This window comes from Nocardiopsis sp. CA-288880, from assembly GCF_050955985.1.
GTDB classification, from domain to species: domain Bacteria; phylum Actinomycetota; class Actinomycetes; order Streptosporangiales; family Streptosporangiaceae; genus Nocardiopsis; species Nocardiopsis tropica.
Genome location: NZ_CP192105.1, coordinates 1,135,847 through 1,152,940 on the forward strand (window position 1 = coordinate 1,135,847; position 17,094 = coordinate 1,152,940).

Annotated in this window: 13 protein-coding genes; 6 read left to right on the forward strand and 7 right to left on the reverse strand. The window is 74.7% G+C overall.

All coding sequences use genetic code 11. The annotated features are described in order from the left end of the window. Positions 1–199: 199 nt before the first annotated feature. Positions 200–1,462, forward strand: a complete 1,263-nt coding sequence (gene ahcY, locus ACQPYD_RS05080) for an adenosylhomocysteinase (protein ID WP_267948304.1) — start codon at positions 200–202, stop codon at positions 1,460–1,462. A gap of 46 nt (positions 1,463–1,508) precedes the next feature. Here the strand turns inward: ahcY and ACQPYD_RS05085 are convergent, their stop codons facing one another. Then, entirely contained in the window at positions 1,509–2,498 is a 990-nt protein-coding gene (locus ACQPYD_RS05085; protein WP_433699981.1) for an RDD family protein, read from the reverse strand. A gap of 109 nt (positions 2,499–2,607) precedes the next feature. Between ACQPYD_RS05085 and ACQPYD_RS05090 the strand changes: the two genes are divergently transcribed. Continuing rightward, positions 2,608–3,600 (forward strand): stage II sporulation protein M, encoded by a 993-nt coding sequence (locus ACQPYD_RS05090; RefSeq protein WP_433699982.1) that lies wholly within the window; start codon positions 2,608–2,610, stop codon positions 3,598–3,600. Positions 3,601–3,640: 40 nt separating this feature from the next. Then, complete coding sequence (locus ACQPYD_RS05095) at positions 3,641–3,886, forward strand: DUF397 domain-containing protein (protein ID WP_433699983.1); 246 nt, start codon at positions 3,641–3,643, stop codon at positions 3,884–3,886. A 192-nt stretch (positions 3,887–4,078) separates the two neighbouring features. On the opposite strand, the gene ACQPYD_RS05100 is transcribed toward ACQPYD_RS05095, so the two are convergent. The 6 genes from ACQPYD_RS05100 to ACQPYD_RS05125 all read right to left on the reverse strand — a co-directional run bounded on the left by ACQPYD_RS05100 (position 4,079) and on the right by ACQPYD_RS05125 (position 11,783). Then, on the reverse strand, positions 4,079–6,178 hold the full coding sequence (locus tag ACQPYD_RS05100) for a tetratricopeptide repeat protein (protein ID WP_433699984.1): 2,100 nt from the start codon (positions 6,176–6,178) through the stop codon (positions 4,079–4,081). 81 nt (positions 6,179–6,259) lie between these two features. Beyond that, positions 6,260–7,561 (reverse strand): DUF58 domain-containing protein, encoded by a 1,302-nt coding sequence (locus ACQPYD_RS05105; RefSeq protein ID WP_433699985.1) that lies wholly within the window; start codon positions 7,559–7,561, stop codon positions 6,260–6,262. Further along, the gene (locus tag ACQPYD_RS05110) at positions 7,561–8,544 is read right to left on the reverse strand and encodes an AAA family ATPase (protein WP_267948310.1); all 984 of its coding nucleotides are present in this window, start codon (positions 8,542–8,544) and stop codon (positions 7,561–7,563) included. The genes ACQPYD_RS05105 and ACQPYD_RS05110 overlap by 1 nt, the downstream gene beginning before the upstream one ends. Before the next feature lie 79 nt (positions 8,545–8,623). Further along, positions 8,624–9,829: a DUF4350 domain-containing protein gene (locus ACQPYD_RS05115; RefSeq protein WP_433699986.1), complete on the reverse strand. Its 1,206-nt coding sequence runs from the start codon at positions 9,827–9,829 to the stop codon at positions 8,624–8,626. Continuing rightward, positions 9,826–10,455, reverse strand: a complete 630-nt coding sequence (locus tag ACQPYD_RS05120; protein WP_433699987.1) for a DUF4129 domain-containing protein — start codon at positions 10,453–10,455, stop codon at positions 9,826–9,828. The genes ACQPYD_RS05115 and ACQPYD_RS05120 overlap by 4 nt, the downstream gene beginning before the upstream one ends. Continuing rightward, positions 10,452–11,783, reverse strand: a complete 1,332-nt coding sequence (locus ACQPYD_RS05125; protein WP_433699988.1) for a glycerophosphoryl diester phosphodiesterase membrane domain-containing protein — start codon at positions 11,781–11,783, stop codon at positions 10,452–10,454. The genes ACQPYD_RS05120 and ACQPYD_RS05125 overlap by 4 nt, the downstream gene beginning before the upstream one ends. A 657-nt stretch (positions 11,784–12,440) precedes the next feature. Between ACQPYD_RS05125 and mtrA the strand changes: the two genes are divergently transcribed. The 3 genes from mtrA to ACQPYD_RS05140 are packed head-to-tail and all read left to right on the forward strand — an operon-like array spanning position 12,441 to position 16,883. Next, positions 12,441–13,118: an MtrAB system response regulator MtrA gene (gene mtrA / locus ACQPYD_RS05130; RefSeq protein WP_017570965.1), complete on the forward strand. Its 678-nt coding sequence runs from the start codon at positions 12,441–12,443 to the stop codon at positions 13,116–13,118. A 16-nt stretch (positions 13,119–13,134) separates the two neighbouring features. After that, complete coding sequence (gene mtrB, locus ACQPYD_RS05135; RefSeq protein WP_433699989.1) at positions 13,135–14,997, forward strand: MtrAB system histidine kinase MtrB; 1,863 nt, start codon at positions 13,135–13,137, stop codon at positions 14,995–14,997. Continuing rightward, positions 14,994–16,883, forward strand: a complete 1,890-nt coding sequence (locus tag ACQPYD_RS05140) for an LpqB family beta-propeller domain-containing protein (RefSeq protein ID WP_433699990.1) — start codon at positions 14,994–14,996, stop codon at positions 16,881–16,883. Before mtrB ends, ACQPYD_RS05140 begins: the two co-directional genes overlap by 4 nt. Positions 16,884–17,094 lie beyond the last annotated feature (211 nt).

Genomic DNA, 17,094 nt, shown 5'->3' on the forward strand with positions numbered 1-17,094 from the left:
CTCACGAGCGCAGAGGCGCGGCGAGAGGCAGCCCGGTGGACGCGAGCCCGGAAGAATCCACAAAAACACGACCTGGTGCCGGGCGCCGGCCGGGAGGCCGGACGACCGGGCGCCGCCGGGACCCCCGGCGGCGCCCGCGGCCCGTTCCGGCCCCGGGCGGGAACGGGGACCGGACCGGCGAAGGGACTCTGGTGAGCACATGACCGACACCGCGCACGAGGTGGCCGACCTCGGCCTGGCCCGTGCCGGGATCCGCCGCGTGGACTGGGCGGAGCACTCGATGCCGGTGCTGCGCAGCGTGCGCGAGCGCTTCGCGTCGGAGCGCCCCCTGGAGGGGCTGCGCGTGGCCGCGTGCCTGCACGTGACGGCCGAGACCGCGAACCTGCTGCGCGCCCTGCGCGCGGGCGGCGCCGAGGTGGCGCTGGCGGCGTCCAACCCGCTGTCCACCCAGGACGACACCGCGGCGGCCCTGGTCGCCGAGTACGGTGTTTCGGTCTACGCGTGGGCCGGGATGGATCCGGCATCCTACGACCGAAACCTGGTGACGGTCCTGGAGACGCGTCCGCACCTGATCCTGGACGACGGGTGCGACCTGGTCAACACCGCGCACGCGGACCGGCCCGACCTGCTGGAGGGCGTGCTGGGCGGCTGCGAGCAGACCACCACCGGCGTCATCAGGCTGCGCAGGATGAGCGCCGAGGGCGAGCTGCGCCTGCCGATGGTGGCGGTCAACGACACCGCCACCAAGCGCATGTTCGACAACCGGTACGGCACCGGCCAGTCCACCATCGACGGCATCCTGCGGGCGACCAACGCACTGCTCGCCGGGCGCACGGTCGTGGTCGCCGGGTTCGGCTACTGCGGGCGGGGGCTCGCGGAGCGGGCCCGCGGCATGGGCGCCAGGGTGGTCGTCACCGAGGTCGACCCGGTCAAGGCCCTGGACGCGGTCATGCAGGGCTACACCGTCACGACGATGGAGGAGGCCGCCCCGGTCGGTGACGTGTTCGTCACCGTCACGGGGAACCGCGACGTGGTCCGGGCCGAGCACCTGGAGCGGATGAAGGACGGCGCCATCCTCGCCAATTCGGGCCACTTCGACCTGGAGATCGACCTGGCCGCCCTGGAGCGGCTGGCCGTCGCGGTCGACCGCGGGGTCCGCGACCAGGCCGAGGAGTACGTGTTCGCGGACGGGCGCCGCGTCCTGCTCCTGTCGGAGGGGCGCCTGGTCAACCTCGGCGCCGCCGAGGGCCACCCCGCGGCCGTCATGGACATGTCGTTCGCGGTGCAGGCCCTGACCACGGAGTGGCTGGCGGCGAACCACGCCGACATGGGGCCGGGCGTGCTGGAGGTGCCCGCGGGCATCGACACGGAGGTGGCCCGGCTGGAACTGGCCTCGCTCGGGGTGCGGATCGACTCGCTCACCCCGGGCCAGGAGGACTACCTGCGCTCCTGGCGGCCCTGAGCCCCCGGTGCGCCGCGGCCCCGGAGCCGCGGCGCGCCCGGGCCCGTCAGCGGTGGGGGTACGGGCCGCCCTGCGGGGGCCCCGCCTGCGGGTGGCCGCCGTACTGCTGAGGGTGGCCGCCGTACTGCTGCGTGTACCCCGGCCGGTGCGGATGGCCCGGGGCCTGTCCGAACCCGCCGTACTGCTGCGCGTGGCCGTCCGGCCGCCCCGGATACCCCTGCGGGGGCTGCTGCGCGTGGTCGGGCGGCTGCGCGGCGGCCTCGTGGCGCCGGCGGCGCTCGGCGAGCACGGCGGCCAGGAAGTACGGAGGGGTGGTGCCGGGCGGAGGAGGCGGGCTGACCTGCGCGGCGACGGCGTCGGCCAGCCTGATCCCCATCTCGTGGCGGGTGTGCTCGGCCAGCTCGCCGTAGCGGAGCACGTACTGGCGGGCGGCGGCCGCCGTCTCCGCGGACAGGCGGGACAGCTCGACGCCCGCCGCCCACCCGGCCAGGTGCTGCGGCATGGGGACGACCTCGTCACGGCGGCTGCCGCCGCGCTCCTCCACCACCATGGTCCCGGCGACGAAGTCTCCCACCCGGCGGCCGTCCCGGTTGACCATCGACGTGATGAGCGCGACCGTGCCCGTCGTCATCCAGATCTCCACGAACGACGCCAGTCCGCGCGCCAGCGCCTGACGGAACCGCTCGGGCGAGCCGTCGGTGCCGACCACCCGCAGGCCCAGCGCCATCTTCCCGAGCGAGCGCCCGCGCGAGACCGTCTCGAAGACGGTCGGGTAGCCGACCAGGACCAGGACGAGACCCGCCAGCGAGACCGCGGCCGTCGCCGCCGCGTCGATGCCGGTGCCGATCCACGACGTCAGGATGCCGAGCGCGATCAGCGCGATGATCTGGACGATGACGTCGATGGCCAGGGCCGCGGCCCTCGTGGCGAAGCCCGCCGGACGCAGGTCGAGCACCACCGCGTCACCGGTGACCAGTGGTGTCACGCCGTACACGTCGCCGCGGGTGTCACCGTTGCCGGGATAGGACACCAGCACACGCTCCCTCAGGGCTGTCTGAAACCGTCCCCATGACATTACCCGCCACATGGGACGGCGGGTTCGCCTCGCAGGCACCGCCCCGGGCCGAACCGATAGGGTCCCATGCGTGGATATCGACGTGTTCGCCGCGGTGCACGCCCGGGACTGGGAACGGCTGGACGAGCTGGCGCGCAGGCGCCGTTCGCTGGACGGTGAGGAGATCGACGAACTCGTCGAGCTCTACCAGAGGGTGTCCACCCACCTGTCGGTCGTGCGCTCCTCCGGCCAGGACCCGGCCCTCGTCGGCAGGCTGTCGGCACTGGTGGCGCGCGCCCGGTCGGCGGTGACCGGCGCCCACGCGTCCGCGTGGCGGGACGTCGGGGGCTTCTTCACCCGGGTGTTCCCGGCGGTGCTGTACCGGCTCCGGTGGTGGTGGATCGGGACGTCCGCGGGCACGGTCGCGGTCGCCGCGGTCACGGCCGCGTGGATCGTCAACGACCCCGACGTGCTCCACGCCCTCGGCACCCCGGAGTCGATGGCCCGGTACGTCGAGCACGACTTCGCCAACTACTACGTCGAGAACCCCGCGGGCTCGTTCGCCGCCCAGGTGTGGACGAACAACGCGTGGGTGGCCGCCCAGGCGATCATCTTCGGGGTGGCGTTCGGCCTGCCCACCATCGCGGTGCTGGCCATGAACGGGGTCAACATCGGCATGGCGGCGGGCATGATGATCGCCCACGGGCGCGGCGACGTGTTCTTCGGGCTGATCCTCCCGCACGGCCTGCTGGAGATGACGGCCGTGTTCGTGGCCGGGGGAGTGGGTCTCAAGCTCGGCTGGACGATCATCTCCCCTGGGGACCGCACCCGCATGCGCGCCCTGGGCGAGGAGGCCCGCGCCGCCATCGCCGTGGTGCTGGGCCTGGTGGTCGTGCTGTTCGTCTCGGGCCTGATCGAGGGCTTCGTGACCGGCTGGGTGCACGTCACCTGGCAGAGGATCGGCATCGGCGTGGTCGCCGAGGCGCTGTTCGTGCTCTACGTGTTCACGGTGGGCCGCAGGGCTTACCTGGAGGGCGAGACCGGCGACATCAGGAACGCCCCGCAGGCCGTCCCGGTGGCCTGAGACCCTGGCACCGCCGGGACGCCCGTGCGACGATCGGGGCATGGACACCGACACCCCCCGGCGCGGCCCGCACGGCGGCGTCCGGGCAAGCCGGTACCCGGGCGAGGCGCCCGCCGTGCCCGCGTGGTTCACCAGCTCCCACAGCGCCGCCGAGACCTGTTGCGTGGAGGTCGCCGTCTCGGCGCGCGTCGTCCGCGTGCGGGACTCCGCGCACAGGGAGGGCGCCGTGCTCGGCCTGGCGGCCCCCGCGTGGGTCGTCCTGGTGCGGTCGGCGACGGGCGGCTGAGGTCGCCCGGGGCGCGGTCCGCGCGTGCTCCCGGCGGGCTCGGCGCTCGCGCCGGTCGCCGAGAGCGGTCGCAGGGCCCTCTTCCGCGGGACGGGCGGCGGGGGCCGGTCCGGGGCCGGATGCCCGGGCGCGGTCGGTGCGGCGCGAGGCGGCCCGGCGGACGCGGGTCCGGAACGACCCGCGGAACACGTCCTAGGAGGGCGTCCCCGCGTCGGACCCCGCGACCTCCGCGATGCGCCCTCTGACCGTCTCCACCTGCGGGTGGTCCTTCCCCAGCTGCTCCTCCCAGTTCCGGAGGACGTCGGTGAAGATCCTGAGCGCCTCGGCGGGCTGCCCGCGTTCCTGCGCGGCACGGCCCACGTAGAAGGCCGCGTCCGTGGTGAGGTGGTGTCCGGCCCCCAGCACGCGTTCGCGCACGCGGTGCACACGGCGGAACCCGCTCTCCGCCTCGGCGGGGTCCCCGAGCCGCATGGCCACGTAGGCGAGGTTCTGGGCGGCGAACAGGAACAGCGGATCCTCCTCCCCTGCCGTCCGGAGGCGCGCCTCCCCCACCTCCGACAGGATCTCCCCGGCCTCGTCCCAGCGCTCGCGGCGGATCGCGATCAGGCCGAGCTGGTAGGCGGTGTCCAGGGTGTCGGGGTGCTCGGGCCCCAGGGCCTCGGCCCGGTCCGCGTGCAGCTCCCGGAAGGACCGCCCGGCCTCGTCCACGCGGCCCTGGCCCAGCCGGGCCTCGGCGAGCAGGTGGCGGGCCGGGAGCGCGGTGGGGTGGGCCCGGCCGAGCTGTTCCTCCGCGGCGGCCACGACGGGGGCGAGGGCGGCCTCCGCGTCCTCGGGACGGCCGAGGCGCAGGAGGGTGCCGCAGAGCGACACGACGGTCCGGAACGCCTCCGCGTGCACGGCCGTGGACGTGGCCGTCAAGGCTCTGACGCGTGCCGTGACGGCGTCCTCGTCGGCGGGGTGCACGCGGACGCGGAGGGAGACGATCGCCATGAGGGCCTGGAGCTCGAACCGGAGGTCCCTGTGCCGTCGGTGGTCGAGCAGCCGTTCGGCGAGTTCGACCAGGGGGAGGTCGCTCCCGGTGAGACCGGCCCGGACGGTCTCCGCCACCAGGGGGTGCAGGCGCAGGAAGGCCTGCGCCTCCCGCCGCTCCACGGTGACCAGGCCGTGGACGACGAGGGCGTTGACCGAGCGGGCGAACGAGGCCTCGTCCAGCGGCCCGAGAACGCCCCCGGCGAGCTCGGAGAGCGGCAGTCTGCGCAGGGGGACGGGCTCCGCGCCGGAGCCCAGGACGGCCAGGATCCGCAGCAGCGGCGCGGCCTTCGGCTCCCTCTCCGCGACCAGCCGCAGGGACAGCTCCCACACGCCCGACAGCAGCCCGCGGTCCGCGTCGGCGACGGGGACGAAGGGCGCGGCCAGCCCGTCCAGCGCGCCGACGTCCTCGCGCAGCCCGTCCAGCAGGGCGTGCGCGTCGGGGAACAGCACGCCGTGCGTGGCGAGGATGCGCCCGGCCAGGGACAGGGCCAGCGGCACCCCTCCCAGCCGCCCCGCCAGCTCCTCCGCCCCGGCGAGCTCCGCGAGGCCCGCGTGGTCGGCCAGCGCGGCGGCCGCCGCGGGGGCGTCCAGCTCACCCACCCGGTGCACCCGCGCGGGGGACCACAGCAGGGGGTCGTCCACCCGGCTGGTCACCAGGACGAACCCTCCCGGGCTCGACCGCATCCACCCCAGCTGGTCACCGGGGCGGTTCTCCGGGTCGAGTTCCTCCGGCCGGTCGGCGTTGTCGATCACCAGCAGCCAGGGCCTGGGCGCCGCGTCCAGGTGCCGCCACGCCCATCGGAGGGCCTGGTACCGGGCGGACCCCACCCGTTCGGCCTCCCGCCTCGGGCCGCCCGCCTCCACGGCGGCCTCGACCATGCCCGCCGCCACGTCCCCCGGCCGCAGCCAGAACACCGTCCACCCCTCGGCCCGCGCCCGTTCGGCCAGCGCCGCCGCGACCGTGGTCTTGCCGAACCCGCCGGGGCCGGTGAGCACGTGGGGGACCGGGGCGCCGGCCCGCATCTCCCGGCCCAGGACCGCCAGCAGCCCGTCGCGACCGCGCACGGCGGTCGCCGGGCGCGGGGCGTCCAGCGACACGTCGGTCAGGGGCGGGGGCGGGGAAGGTGCCTGCGACGCGTGGATCGTGACTCCGCCGTGGATGTCGCGGGCCTGCACCAGCTGGCCGTGGACGTCGCCCCGGAAGGCGTTGGCGGACCTGTCGTCGCACGAGCCGTCGGCGGCTCCGGGGGAGAGGGGCATACGGCCATGGTGCCCGTCCTGAGGCCGTCCCGTGAAGCGGACGACGGCCCCGGACGGGCACCACGGTCACAAATCCGGGCCCTACAGCCGCCCCTGCGCCTTGAGGTTGATGTACGCGTCCGCGAGCGCGGGAGCGATGTGCTCGGGGTCGGCGTCGACCACCTCCACGCCCAACCGGCGCAGCTCGGCGGTCACCCGCCGCCGCTCGCTCAGCGTCCGCTCGGCCGCCGCGGCGCGGTACAGGGCGTCGGCGCCGCCGCGTTCCCCCGCCATCCCGTCGACCGCGGGGTCCCGGACGGCCGCGACCAGCAGCAGGTGGCGCGACGTCAGCAGGGGCAGCCTCGGCAGGAGCCCCTCCTCCAGCGCCGCCGCGTTCAGGTCGGTGAGCAGTACCACGAGCCGCCTGGACCGCCCCTGGGTGCCCAGGACGGTTCCGACGAGCCCGGCCGGATCGGACTCCACCAGCTCCGCCTCCAGCGGGGCCATGGCCTCCACGATCCGGTTCACCTGGCTGCCCTTGCCGGACGACCGCACCTGGGCGCGCGTGCGCCGGTCGTAGGCCATGAAGTCCACCCGGTCGCCCGCCCGGCCCGCCAGCGCGGCCAGCAGCAGGGCGGCGTCCATGGCGTGGTCCAGCCGCGGGGTGTCGCCCACCCGGCCCGCCGAGGTGCGCCCCGTGTCCAGCACGATGAGGATGCGCCGGTCCCGCTCGGGGCGCCACGTCCGCACCACCACGCCGTCGTTGCGGGCGGTGGCCCGCCAGTCGATCGACCGCACGTCGTCGCCGGGCACGTAGTCGCGCAACGAGTCGAACTCGCTGCCCTGCCCGCGCACCATAGCCGTGTGCTGGCCCTCCAGCTCGCGCAGCCGCGAGAGCTTGCCGGGCAGGTGGCGCCGGCTGTGGAACGGCGGCAGGGTCCGCACGGTCCACGGCGCGGTCAGCGTCCGCTGCCTGCCCGCCAGTCCCAGCGGACCGATCGTGCGCACGGTCACCCCGGCGGCCCGGGCGTCACCGCGCCGACCCGGGGTCAGGGTCGTCGTCACCCGGCGCCTCTCGCCCGCGTCCACCCGGACCGGCTGCCTGCGCGGCGCCGCGTGCGAGCTCGGCGGCCACGCGTCCCGCACCGAACCGCGCAGCCTGCGCCGGGTCGGGTTGGCGAGGGTCACGTGCACCTCAGCGGAGTCGCCCAGGCGCAGCGAGGAGTCCCCGTCCCGGGAGAGCCGCAGCGCCGCCGGGCTCGCGGCGAGGCACACGTCGGCGACGAGCAGCAGCGCCAGCAGCGCCAGGGCCGCGACGGCGGCCCAGGCGCCGACCAGGCCGGACAGCGCCACCGCGACCGTCGCGAGGAACGCCAGCAGGACCGCCCTGCCGGTGACCACCATCAGCGCGGTACCGGGACGGAGGCGAGCACACCGTCCAGGATTCCGTCGGTGGTCGCGCCCTCCAGCTCGGCCTCCGGGCGCAGGGCGATCCGGTGCCGCAGCGTGCCCTTGGCGAGGGCCTTCACGTCGTCGGGGATCACGTAGTCGCGGCCCGACAGCCACGCCCACGCGCGGCTGGTGCGCAGCAGCGCCGTGGCGCCGCGGGGGGACGCGCCCAGCTGCAGGGACGGCGAGTGCCGCGTGGCCCTGCACAGGTCGACGATGTAGCCGAGCACCTCGGGCGCGATCCGCACCCGCTGCACGGCCTCGCGGGCCGCCCGCAGTTCGGCGGCGCCCGCCACCGGGACCACCCCGGCGGCGGCCAGGTCGCCCGGGTCGAAACCGGCCGCGTGCCGGCCCAGCATCTCCACCTCGGCGGCCCGTTCGGGCAGCGGGACGGTGACCTTGAGCAGGAACCGGTCCAGCTGTGCCTCGGGCAGCGGGTAGGTGCCCTCGTACTCCACCGGGTTCTGGGTGGCCGCCACCATGAACGGGTCCGGCAGCGCGACCGGGCTGCCCTCCACCGTCACCTGCCGCTCCTCCATGGCCTCCAGCAGCGAGGCCTGGGTCTTGGGCGGGGTCCGGTTGATCTCGTCGGCCAGCAGCAGGTTGGTGAAGACCGGCCCCTTGAGGAACTCGAACTTCGCGGTGTGCTGGTCGTAGACGAGCGAGCCCGTCACGTCGCCCGGCATCAGGTCGGGCGTGAACTGCACCCGCTTGTGGTCCAGGGACAGGGCCGCGGAGAGGGTGCGCACCAGCAGCGTCTTGGCGACGCCGGGCACACCCTCCATCAGGACGTGGCCGCGGCACAGCAGTGCCACGACCAGGCCGGTCACCGTCTCGTCCTGGCCCACGACCGCCTTGGCCACCTCGCGGCGCAGGGCGACCAGCGCCGCGCGTGCCTCGTCGGCGGATGGCGGTGCCTCGGGTGTGAAGGCGCTCACGTGCCGTCTACCTCTCTCGATACCTGGTCGTTCACTGTGTCGTGGCGGGGGGAGGGCGCCCGGCGGGGCGCCGCGGGGGTCACCTCAGCCTCCGGGTGCGCTCGTCGAGCTCGTCGGCGAGCCGGACGAGCGCGTCGTCGTCGGCCGCGTAGGGGTCGCGGCCGTCCGGGTAGAGGAGGGCGCGCAGGTGGCCGGGGTCGTCCCCGGTCCTGGCGGCGACGGTCTCCACGACCGCCTCCGGCGCCGTCTCCGCGCTGAGGCCGAGCTTGGGCACCGTGCGCTCCAGGAAGCCCGAACGCAGGGCGTACGCGGCCCTGTCCCGCGCCTTGCGCGCCTGGTACAGCCCGGCGCGCCCCTCCGTGGTCTCCGAGGCGCGCACGACGACGGGGAGGGCCTCGGGCACGAGGGCGCCCATCCGGCGGCCCCGCCACAGGGCGAGGAGCAGCAGGGTGGCGACCAGGGGGACCAGGGACCAGCGCAGGCCCGGCGGCACGAGCTCCCACAGGGTGGCGCTGCCCTCCTGCCGCGGCGGGTCGGGGCGGAGCCACACCACGTCGTCCGCGGCCATGAGGTTCATCGCGAGCGCGGCGTTGCCCCCGGTGTCGAGGGCGGTGTTGGTCAGGGGGGTCCCCGTGCCGAGGACGGTGGTGGCCGTCCCGCCGTCCTCCACGCGGAGGAGGGCGTCGCCGCTCCCGCCCGGGTAGCACCCGGTGGCGTCGGCCCCCGCCGGAGCCGTGTAGAGCTCGCCGCCGACGGTGGCGTTCCCCGCGGCCTCCGCGGCGGGGAGATCGCACTCGGGGGCGAAACCGTACTCCAGGATGTTGTCGGGCACCTCCCGCCCGGTCACCTCGACCCCGGGCGCGAACGCCGCGAGGGAGGCCACGGAGGGCTGCACCAGGACGGCGTCCGTGTCGAGGGCGGCCAGCTCCTCCAGTTCGGAGGGCAGCAGCCGGTGGTCGAGGGTCACCACGAGCACGGCGTCGCCGGCCCGCGCGACGGCCTCGCCCGCGGCGGCCGAGGAGCGGACGACGTCGACGTCGCGGTCCTCGCCCAGGACCTCGACCAGGGCGCGTGTGCCGTCGGGGGACACGGAGCCGGGTTCCAGGTAGCCGGTGGGGAACCGCTCGGTACCCAGGGAGAGCAGCACCGAGACGACGACCAGGGCGGTGACCACGGCGACGGGCGCGCGCGCGGAACGCCACAGGCGGAGTGCGCGCGGGGCGTCCGGGCCGCCGTCCCCGGGGGCGCCGGTCCGGGGCGGCGCGGCGGGGGCTGTGGCCGTCATCCTCGCGCCTCCTCGGCGGGGCGGGCGGCCCTGAGCCGCGTGTCCAGTTCGCGCATGGTCCGCGCCGATGCGGCGGTCGCGGAGCGGTCGCCGTAGGCCACGTCGTTGAAGATCCGGGCGCCCTCGCGCAGTCCGTCCGCCTCGCCGGGCAGCAGCACGGAGGCCTCGGCGGCCAGTTCCGTGGCCGTGCGCCCGGCGCGCGGTGCGACGATCACCCGGTCCTCGAGGTCGACGCTGATGGCGCGCAGGCGCTCGGCGACGGCCGCGGCGTACTCGCCCGCGGCCTCGTGGCGGTCGGAGGCGGCCCGGTGGTCGGTCGCGGACAGGACCGCGCCCTCGTGCACGGGCGGTCCGGCGGCGCGGCTCCGCGAGGGCCGCAGCCAGACGATCAGCCAGACCGCCAGGGCGGCGACGACGAGCAGGAGCGGGGCGAGTACCGCCCAGCCCCCGATGACCCCGGAGCCCGCCTCGGCGAGCCCGTCGATGAGGCCGGAGAGCCAGTCGAGGAAGCGGTCGAGGAGGCTCGGCTCCTGCGCCCCGTACAGGGGGTCGCTCAGCTCCTCGACGGCGCGCCTGCGGCCCTCGTCCCGGCTGACCTCGCCGGCGGCCGAGAGGTGGAGGCTCACGTCCGCGGCTCCGGCAGGTAGATCTCCGGCCCGGCCTCGTAGCCGGCCCGGGCCGCCTCGTGCAGCTTCAGGTCGAGGCCCTCGCGGCGCATGCGCAGGTCGACGTAGAGCAGGGTGGTGACGCCGGCCGAGAAGGGCTGGGTGACCGCGTAGACCAGCACCGTGCCCACGTAGGTGAGGGCGGCGGAGGCGACGACGGTCCAGGTCGCGGTCGCGTCGATGAAGGTGAACATCCCGGCGGCGATGCCGAACGGCATGTTGAGGATCGAGCCGACGAGGAGGACGATCACCAGCGTCAGCAGCCAGTAGCCGCACGTGCGCCACCACTGCCCCTGGGACAGGCGCCAGGAGCGGGCCATGGCCTGTCCCGGGCCGAGGCGTTCGAGCACGATCATCGGCATGGCGTAGTAGAGCCGGACCCAGATCCACGTGCTCGGCGCCACGACGACGGCGGTGGCCAGCAGGAACACCAGGAGGCCGACGACGATGCCGGCGGCCGGCCCCCCCTCGACGCCCACGACGACGCCGAGCACGAACGAGAGGGTCGTCGCCACCACGAAGGCGGTCCACATGACGAACTGGATGGCCAGCTTGACGAGCGCGAGGCCGATGATGGCGCCGATCCGGCCGCGGGCGGCCTCCCACGCCTGGCGGGGCGTGAGGCGGTGCCCGAGCACGGCCATGCCGATGGCGGCGGCGAGCAGGCCCAGGAGGACGAATCCGCCGAGGTAGACGATGAGCTCGCCCGCGAACATCAGGACGAAGGTCAGCGGGGAGCCGGGGAACAGCGGGGCGTTCGGGTCGACGGCCGCCGGATCGACGAGGACCTCGTCCATCCAGGCCGTGTAGTCGTCCAGGTACCAGGCCGAGGCCAGCGAGGTCAGCACGGCGGCGACGGCCATGACGACCAGGGAGAGGCCGACCGTGGTCCTCGGGTTGCTCCGGATGAGGCTGAACGCGCCGTTGAAGACGTCGCCGAGGGTCAGGGGGCGGAGCGGGACGACACCGGGCTTGGGCGCCCGGGGGACCCCGGGGGGGAGGGGCGCGCCGTATCCGGGCTGGGGCGCGTACCCCTGCGGACCGTGCCCCTGCGGACCGTATCCGGGCGGCTGGCCGTACCCCGGCTGTCCGTGGCCCTGGGGACCGTACCCGGGGTGGGGCCCGTGGCCCTGCTGTCCGTACCCGGGCCGGGGCGCGTAACCCCGGGGCCCGTAGCCGGGCGGGGGGCCGTAGCCCTGCTGTCCGTGTCCGGGCGGGGCGTCGTAGCCCTGCTGCCCGTACGACTGCGGTCCGGAGCCGGGCGCCCCGTACGGGTCCTGCCGCGGCACGTCCCCGTGGGCGGGCCCGCCCGGACCCGGCGCCGCGAGGCCCGGCCGCTCCTGCGGACCGGACGGGGCCGCCGGTCCGCCCGCGGGGGGACCGGGAGCGGACGGCCCGCTCCCGGGGGCGGCCCAGCCGCCCGGCTCCGAAGGTGCACCCCCGGAGGAACCGCCCTCGCCAGGGGCGCCGGGGCTGCTTCCCGACGTGTCCCGGTGGTCGTCCTCCTGGGTCATGTGCTCCGCCCTCCGTGGTGTTCGGTTACGCTGCGCGAGCGGATCCGCGCGATTTCTACCGTGTTGGAATCCAACCTACCGGCCGGTTCCACCAGTGCCCGGCGGCCCTGGCGCACGTCCAGCAACAACCGACGCACTTCATTCCTTTTGTATGCTTTCTGTTACCAACAGGCCAAGTCGCGAAGGTTTTCGGACCGGCGCAGCCAGGGCCGACACCGCCGGTGGTCGAAATCGGTCCGCACGGAGCGAAATGCATCGACCACTCTCCCAACCCCGCCCGAAGGTGGCAAGGTTGGGGGGACAAAGCAGTTCCTTGCGTCGGGGAGCAAGGGCGCACCGACCGTTTACGCCGCTTGAGTGTTCCAGAGAGAGGAGTAGGCGCCGCGAAATCCGCCCGCGAGGCGGTGCTGACGCCCGGCGCCGGACACACACATGAAGGGACGTGTACTGGTTGTCGACGATGACCTCGCCCTCGCCGAGATGCTGGGCATCGTGCTGCGGGGTGAGGGATTCGAGCCCTCGTTCGTGCATGACGGGGACAAGGCCCTGGAGGCCTTCCGCGAAACCAAGCCCGACCTGGTCCTCCTCGACCTGATGCTGCCCGGGGCCGACGGGATCGACGTGTGCCGCCAGATCCGCGCGGAGTCGGGCGTGCCCATCGTCATGCTCACCGCCAAGAGCGACACCATCGACGTCGTCCTGGGCCTGGAGTCGGGGGCCGACGACTACATCGTCAAGCCGTTCAAGCCCAAGGAGCTGGTGGCCAGGGTCCGCGTGCGGCTGCGCCGCACCGAGGAGCCCGCTCCCGAGGTCCTCCAGATCGGTGACATCACCATCGACGTCGCCGGGCACGCCGTGCGCCGCGACGGCGAGCAGATCAGCCTCACCCCCCTGGAGTTCGACCTCCTGGTCGCCCTGGCCCGCAAGCCGCGCCAGGTCTTCACCCGCGAGGTCCTGCTGGAGCAGGTGTGGGGCTACCGCCACGCGGCGGACACCCGCCTGGTCAACGTCCACGTCCAGCGCCTGCGCGCCAAGATCGAGAAGGACCCCGAGCACCCCGAGGTCGTCGTGACCGTCCGCGGTGTCGGCTACAAGGCCGGAACCGCCTGATACCGCAGGGCCGCACATGACCGCAGGTACACCCGAGGAGGAGCGGGGGGCCGACTCCGAGGGGCAACGGTCCGTCCCGCCCTCCGGGCTGCCCGCGCCCGGAGGGCGGTGGCGCGACGGCGAGACCGGCCTGACCCGCACCTACCTGTTCGCCCAGAGGGCCGCCCGCGCCCTGGTGCGCGGCGTGCACACCAACTGGCGCCGCTCGCTCCACCTGCGGGTCATCTCCACCACGCTGGTGCTGTCCCTGCTGGTCATGGTGGGGCTCGGGTACGCGATGATCTCCCAGGTGCGCGGCGGGCTGCTCGACGCCAAGATCGCCACCGCGGTCACCGACCACCGGGCCGGGCTCAACTACGCCCTCGCCGAGCTCCAGGAGAACGACGGGGGCGACCGCGACCGGCTCCTGTACAACCTCGCCAGCGAGCTCACCAGCCGCAGCGGCGACACCGGTCTCTACAGCGTGGTCATCCTGCCCTCGGTGAGCGACGAGCTCGGGTGGGCGACCGGCGAGGGCAGCGTCCCGCCGCGCCTGATCGAGCAGGTCCGCCAGTCCGAGGCGAACGACCAGCAGTACCACACGTACACGCGGGTCACCACCGAGCAGGGCGAGGAGGAGCCCGCGCTCGTCGTCGGCGCCCAGCTCACGCACGCCTACGAGCTGTACTACCTGTTCCCGCTCCAGCACGAGCAGGAAATCCTCGACCTCGTCCAGAACACGGTCGCGCTGGTCGCGGTCCTGCTGGTCATACTCCTCGGGCTGATCGCGTTCGTCATCACCCGGCAGGTGGTGAGCCCGGTCCGCTCCGCCGCCCAGTCCGCGGAGCGGCTGGCCGCCGGTGACCTCACCGAGCGCATGACCGTGCAGGGCGAGGACGACCTGGCCAGGCTGGCCGTGTCCTTCAACGACATGGCGGGCAACCTGGAGGAGAAGATCAAGGAGCTGGAGGAGCTGTCCAAGCTCCAGCGCCAGTTCGTCTCCGACGTCTCCCACGAGCTGCGCACCCCGCTGACCACCATCAAGATGGCCGGCGACCTGCTCTTCGACGACCGGGACGAGCTCGACCCCACCATGCGCCGCTCCGTCGAGCTGCTGCAGAGCCAGGTCGAGCGCTTCGAGGAGCTCCTCGCCGACCTGCTGGAGATCAGCCGCCACGACGCGGGCGCCGCCACGCTCGGCATCGAGTCGGCGGACGTCCGCGATGCCGTCATGAGGGCGGTGGGCGACGCCGAGCAGATCGCCGAGCGCCGGGGCATCAAGGTGGTGCTGCGCCTTCCCGCCGAGCCCTGCCTGGCCGAGTTCGACACGCGGCGGATCAACCGCATCCTGCGCAACCTCGTCGTCAACGCCATCGAGCACAGCGAGGGCCGGGACGTGGTGGTCACCGCCGCCGGGGACCGCGACGCGGTCGCCGTGGCGGTGCGCGACTACGGGGTGGGGCTCAAGGAGGGGGAGGAGCACCTGTGCTTCGACCGCTTCTGGCGCGCCGACCCCGCCCGCGTGCGCACCACCGGCGGCACGGGCCTCGGCCTGTCCATCGCCAAGGAGGACGCCGTCCTGCACGGCGGCTGGCTCCAGGCCTGGGGCCTGCCCGGCCAGGGGTCCCAGTTCCGGCTGTCCCTGCCCCGCCGCTCCGGCAGCGAGCTGCGCGGCTCCCCCCTGCCCCTGGTACCGCCCGAGATCGCCCTCGGCCGCACCTTCACGGCGTTCGGGGACAAGGACGGCGCGGTCGGGCCCAAGCCCGCGGCCAACGGCCACGTCCGCCCCGAGCGGATCCCGGGCCGGGGCGACCGGGAGGGCGCGCAGTCCGGCGCCGCCGACGACACGGCCGTACGTTCCGAACGCGACCCGCGCGAGGGTGGGGAGGACGGGTCATGACGGGACCGGGCCGGATCGGCCGTGCCGTGCGCGCCTCGCTGGCGGCCGCGGCGGTGTGCGCGGCCATGGCGGCCTGCGCCTCCGTTCCGACGACGGGCCCCGTCGTCCCGGGCGCCGGGGGCGACTCCGCCGGCGACCCCTACGGCGGCTACGTGCGGCTGCTGCCCGCCGGCCCGCAGCCCGGGGTCGATCCGGAGGGCCTCGTCAGCGGTTTCCTCAAGGACATGGGCAGCTTCGAGGAGGAGCACAAGGCGGCGCGCAGCTACATGCTGCCCGAGACGGGGGAGACCTGGTCGCCCGACGGCACGGTCAAGGTCTTCGCCGACCTCGACACCGTCGACCTCGACGCCGAGATCAGCGCCGACGGGCTCACCGCGACCGTGCGGATGCGCAGCTCCCTCGTCGCCACGATCGACGAGAGCGGCAAGTACGTCTCCAGCGACAGCGGGCGCCTCCTCGACGAGCCGTTCCTGCTCGCGCGCGAGAACGGCGACCCCGACGGCGACTGGCGCATCCAGAGCCTGCCGGACGAGCTCATCCTCAGCCAGCTCGACGTGGAGCGCACGCACCGGCCCTTCAACCTGTACTTCTTCAACCCGGCGCGGAGCGCGCTGGTCCCGGACCCGGTCTACCTGCCGGTGAGCAACGAGCAGCTGCCGGAACGCCTGCTCCGCAAGCTCATCGGCGGCCCCAGCGAGTGGCTGGACCCCGCGGTGGAGTCCGCCTTCCCCCGGGGGGCCACGCCCTCCCTGGAGGTCGACGCCGAACACGCGGTCATCGACGTGGGCGTCTCCGGGGAGGTCGACGAGTTCGCCATGGGTGCGCAGATCGCCTGGACGCTCCGCCAGCTGCCGGAGATCCAGGAGTTCACCCTGAAGGTGAACGGCTCGGAGGTGGACTTCCCGGGCTCCGACGGCGAGAGCGCCGACCGGCCGCGCCCCGGCAGCGACCACTGGTCCCGCGTGAACCCCGGCGCCATCACGGGCGGGGTCCGCGCCTACTACACGCACGAGGGGCAGCTCTGGTCCGCGGAGGACTGGGACGAGGGCGTCTTCGAGGAGGTCGAGCGGGTGCCGGGCCCCCTGGGGGCCGGCGACAGCCTCCTGGAGCGGTTCGCGGTGTCCGTCGACGAGAGCACCGTCGCGGGGATCACCCAGGGCGGGGGCGAGGTCGTGACGAGCTTCGCCAGCCCGGGCGCGCAGATCGAGGAGGTCCTCTCGGACGGGGTCTTCACGGAGCTGTCCTGGGATGTCAACGGCAACCTGTGGGTGGTCGAGGAGACCGAGGACGCCGGGTCGGCGGAGCGCGACCCGGACGCGGAGGAGACGGCCGAGGAGGAGGCCGACACCGAGGACCCGGTCGAGGAGGGGCCGCCCCCCGCCCCGGGGACGACCGCGCTGTGGCTCCTGCGCGGCGGCGAGGAGGTGGTGCGCGTGGACGTGTCCGGGCTGCGCGACACCTCCGTGGTGCACTTCCAGATCTCCCGCGACGGCACCCGGGCCGCGCTCGTCACGGAGGAGGACGGCGAGCGGTCGCTGCAGGTGGGCCGGGTCGTGGAGGACGCCGACGGGCAGGTCGTGCTGGGGTCGTTCGTCACCCTCGCCAGGGAGCTGCAGGACCTCACCGACGTCGCGTGGCGCAGCTCCGACCAGCTGGTGGTCCTGGGCGGCCGGGACGGCGGCACCGCCCAGGCGTTCCTGGTCTCGCTGGACGGCGGGACCCCGCCCGCCAGCGCCGGGACCCCGGTCGCGAGCATGATGACCATCTCCGGAGCTCCCGGGCAGCCCCTGGTCGCCGGCTCCGACGACGGCAACATCTGGATCTCCAACGATCCCCTGAACTGGCAGAACGTGGTGGAGGGCGGGGCGCCCACCTTCCCGGGGTGACCCGGGGCCGGGCCCGCGCGGAGCCCCGCCGGGCCGGCGCCCGCCGAGCGTCCCGGAGCCCTCTCGGCCCGCGCCCGGCTCGTGCGGTGCGGCCCGGGTTCCCCAGGCCCCGCGCGGAGTCCTGCCGGGGCCGGGACCTGCTGGACGTTTCGGGGTCCTCCTGTCCGGCACGGAGCCCCGCCTGGCCGGGTCGGCCGAGCGTCCCGGGGCA

Coding starts and splice junctions, on each gene's coding strand:
- ahcY (WP_267948304.1), top strand. CDS start 200: ATGACCGACACCGCGCACGAGGTGGCCGACCTCGGCCTGGCCCGTGCC.
- ACQPYD_RS05095 (WP_433699983.1), top strand. CDS start 3,641: ATGGACACCGACACCCCCCGGCGCGGCCCGCACGGCGGCGTCCGGGCA.
- ACQPYD_RS05100 (WP_433699984.1), bottom strand. CDS start 6,178: ATGCCCCTCTCCCCCGGAGCCGCCGACGGCTCGTGCGACGACAGGTCC.
- ACQPYD_RS05105 (WP_433699985.1), bottom strand. CDS start 7,561: ATGGTGGTCACCGGCAGGGCGGTCCTGCTGGCGTTCCTCGCGACGGTC.
- ACQPYD_RS05115 (WP_433699986.1), bottom strand. CDS start 9,829: ATGACGGCCACAGCCCCCGCCGCGCCGCCCCGGACCGGCGCCCCCGGG.
- mtrA (WP_017570965.1), top strand. CDS start 12,441: ATGAAGGGACGTGTACTGGTTGTCGACGATGACCTCGCCCTCGCCGAG.
- mtrB (WP_433699989.1), top strand. CDS start 13,135: ATGACCGCAGGTACACCCGAGGAGGAGCGGGGGGCCGACTCCGAGGGG.
- ACQPYD_RS05140 (WP_433699990.1), top strand. CDS start 14,994: ATGACGGGACCGGGCCGGATCGGCCGTGCCGTGCGCGCCTCGCTGGCG.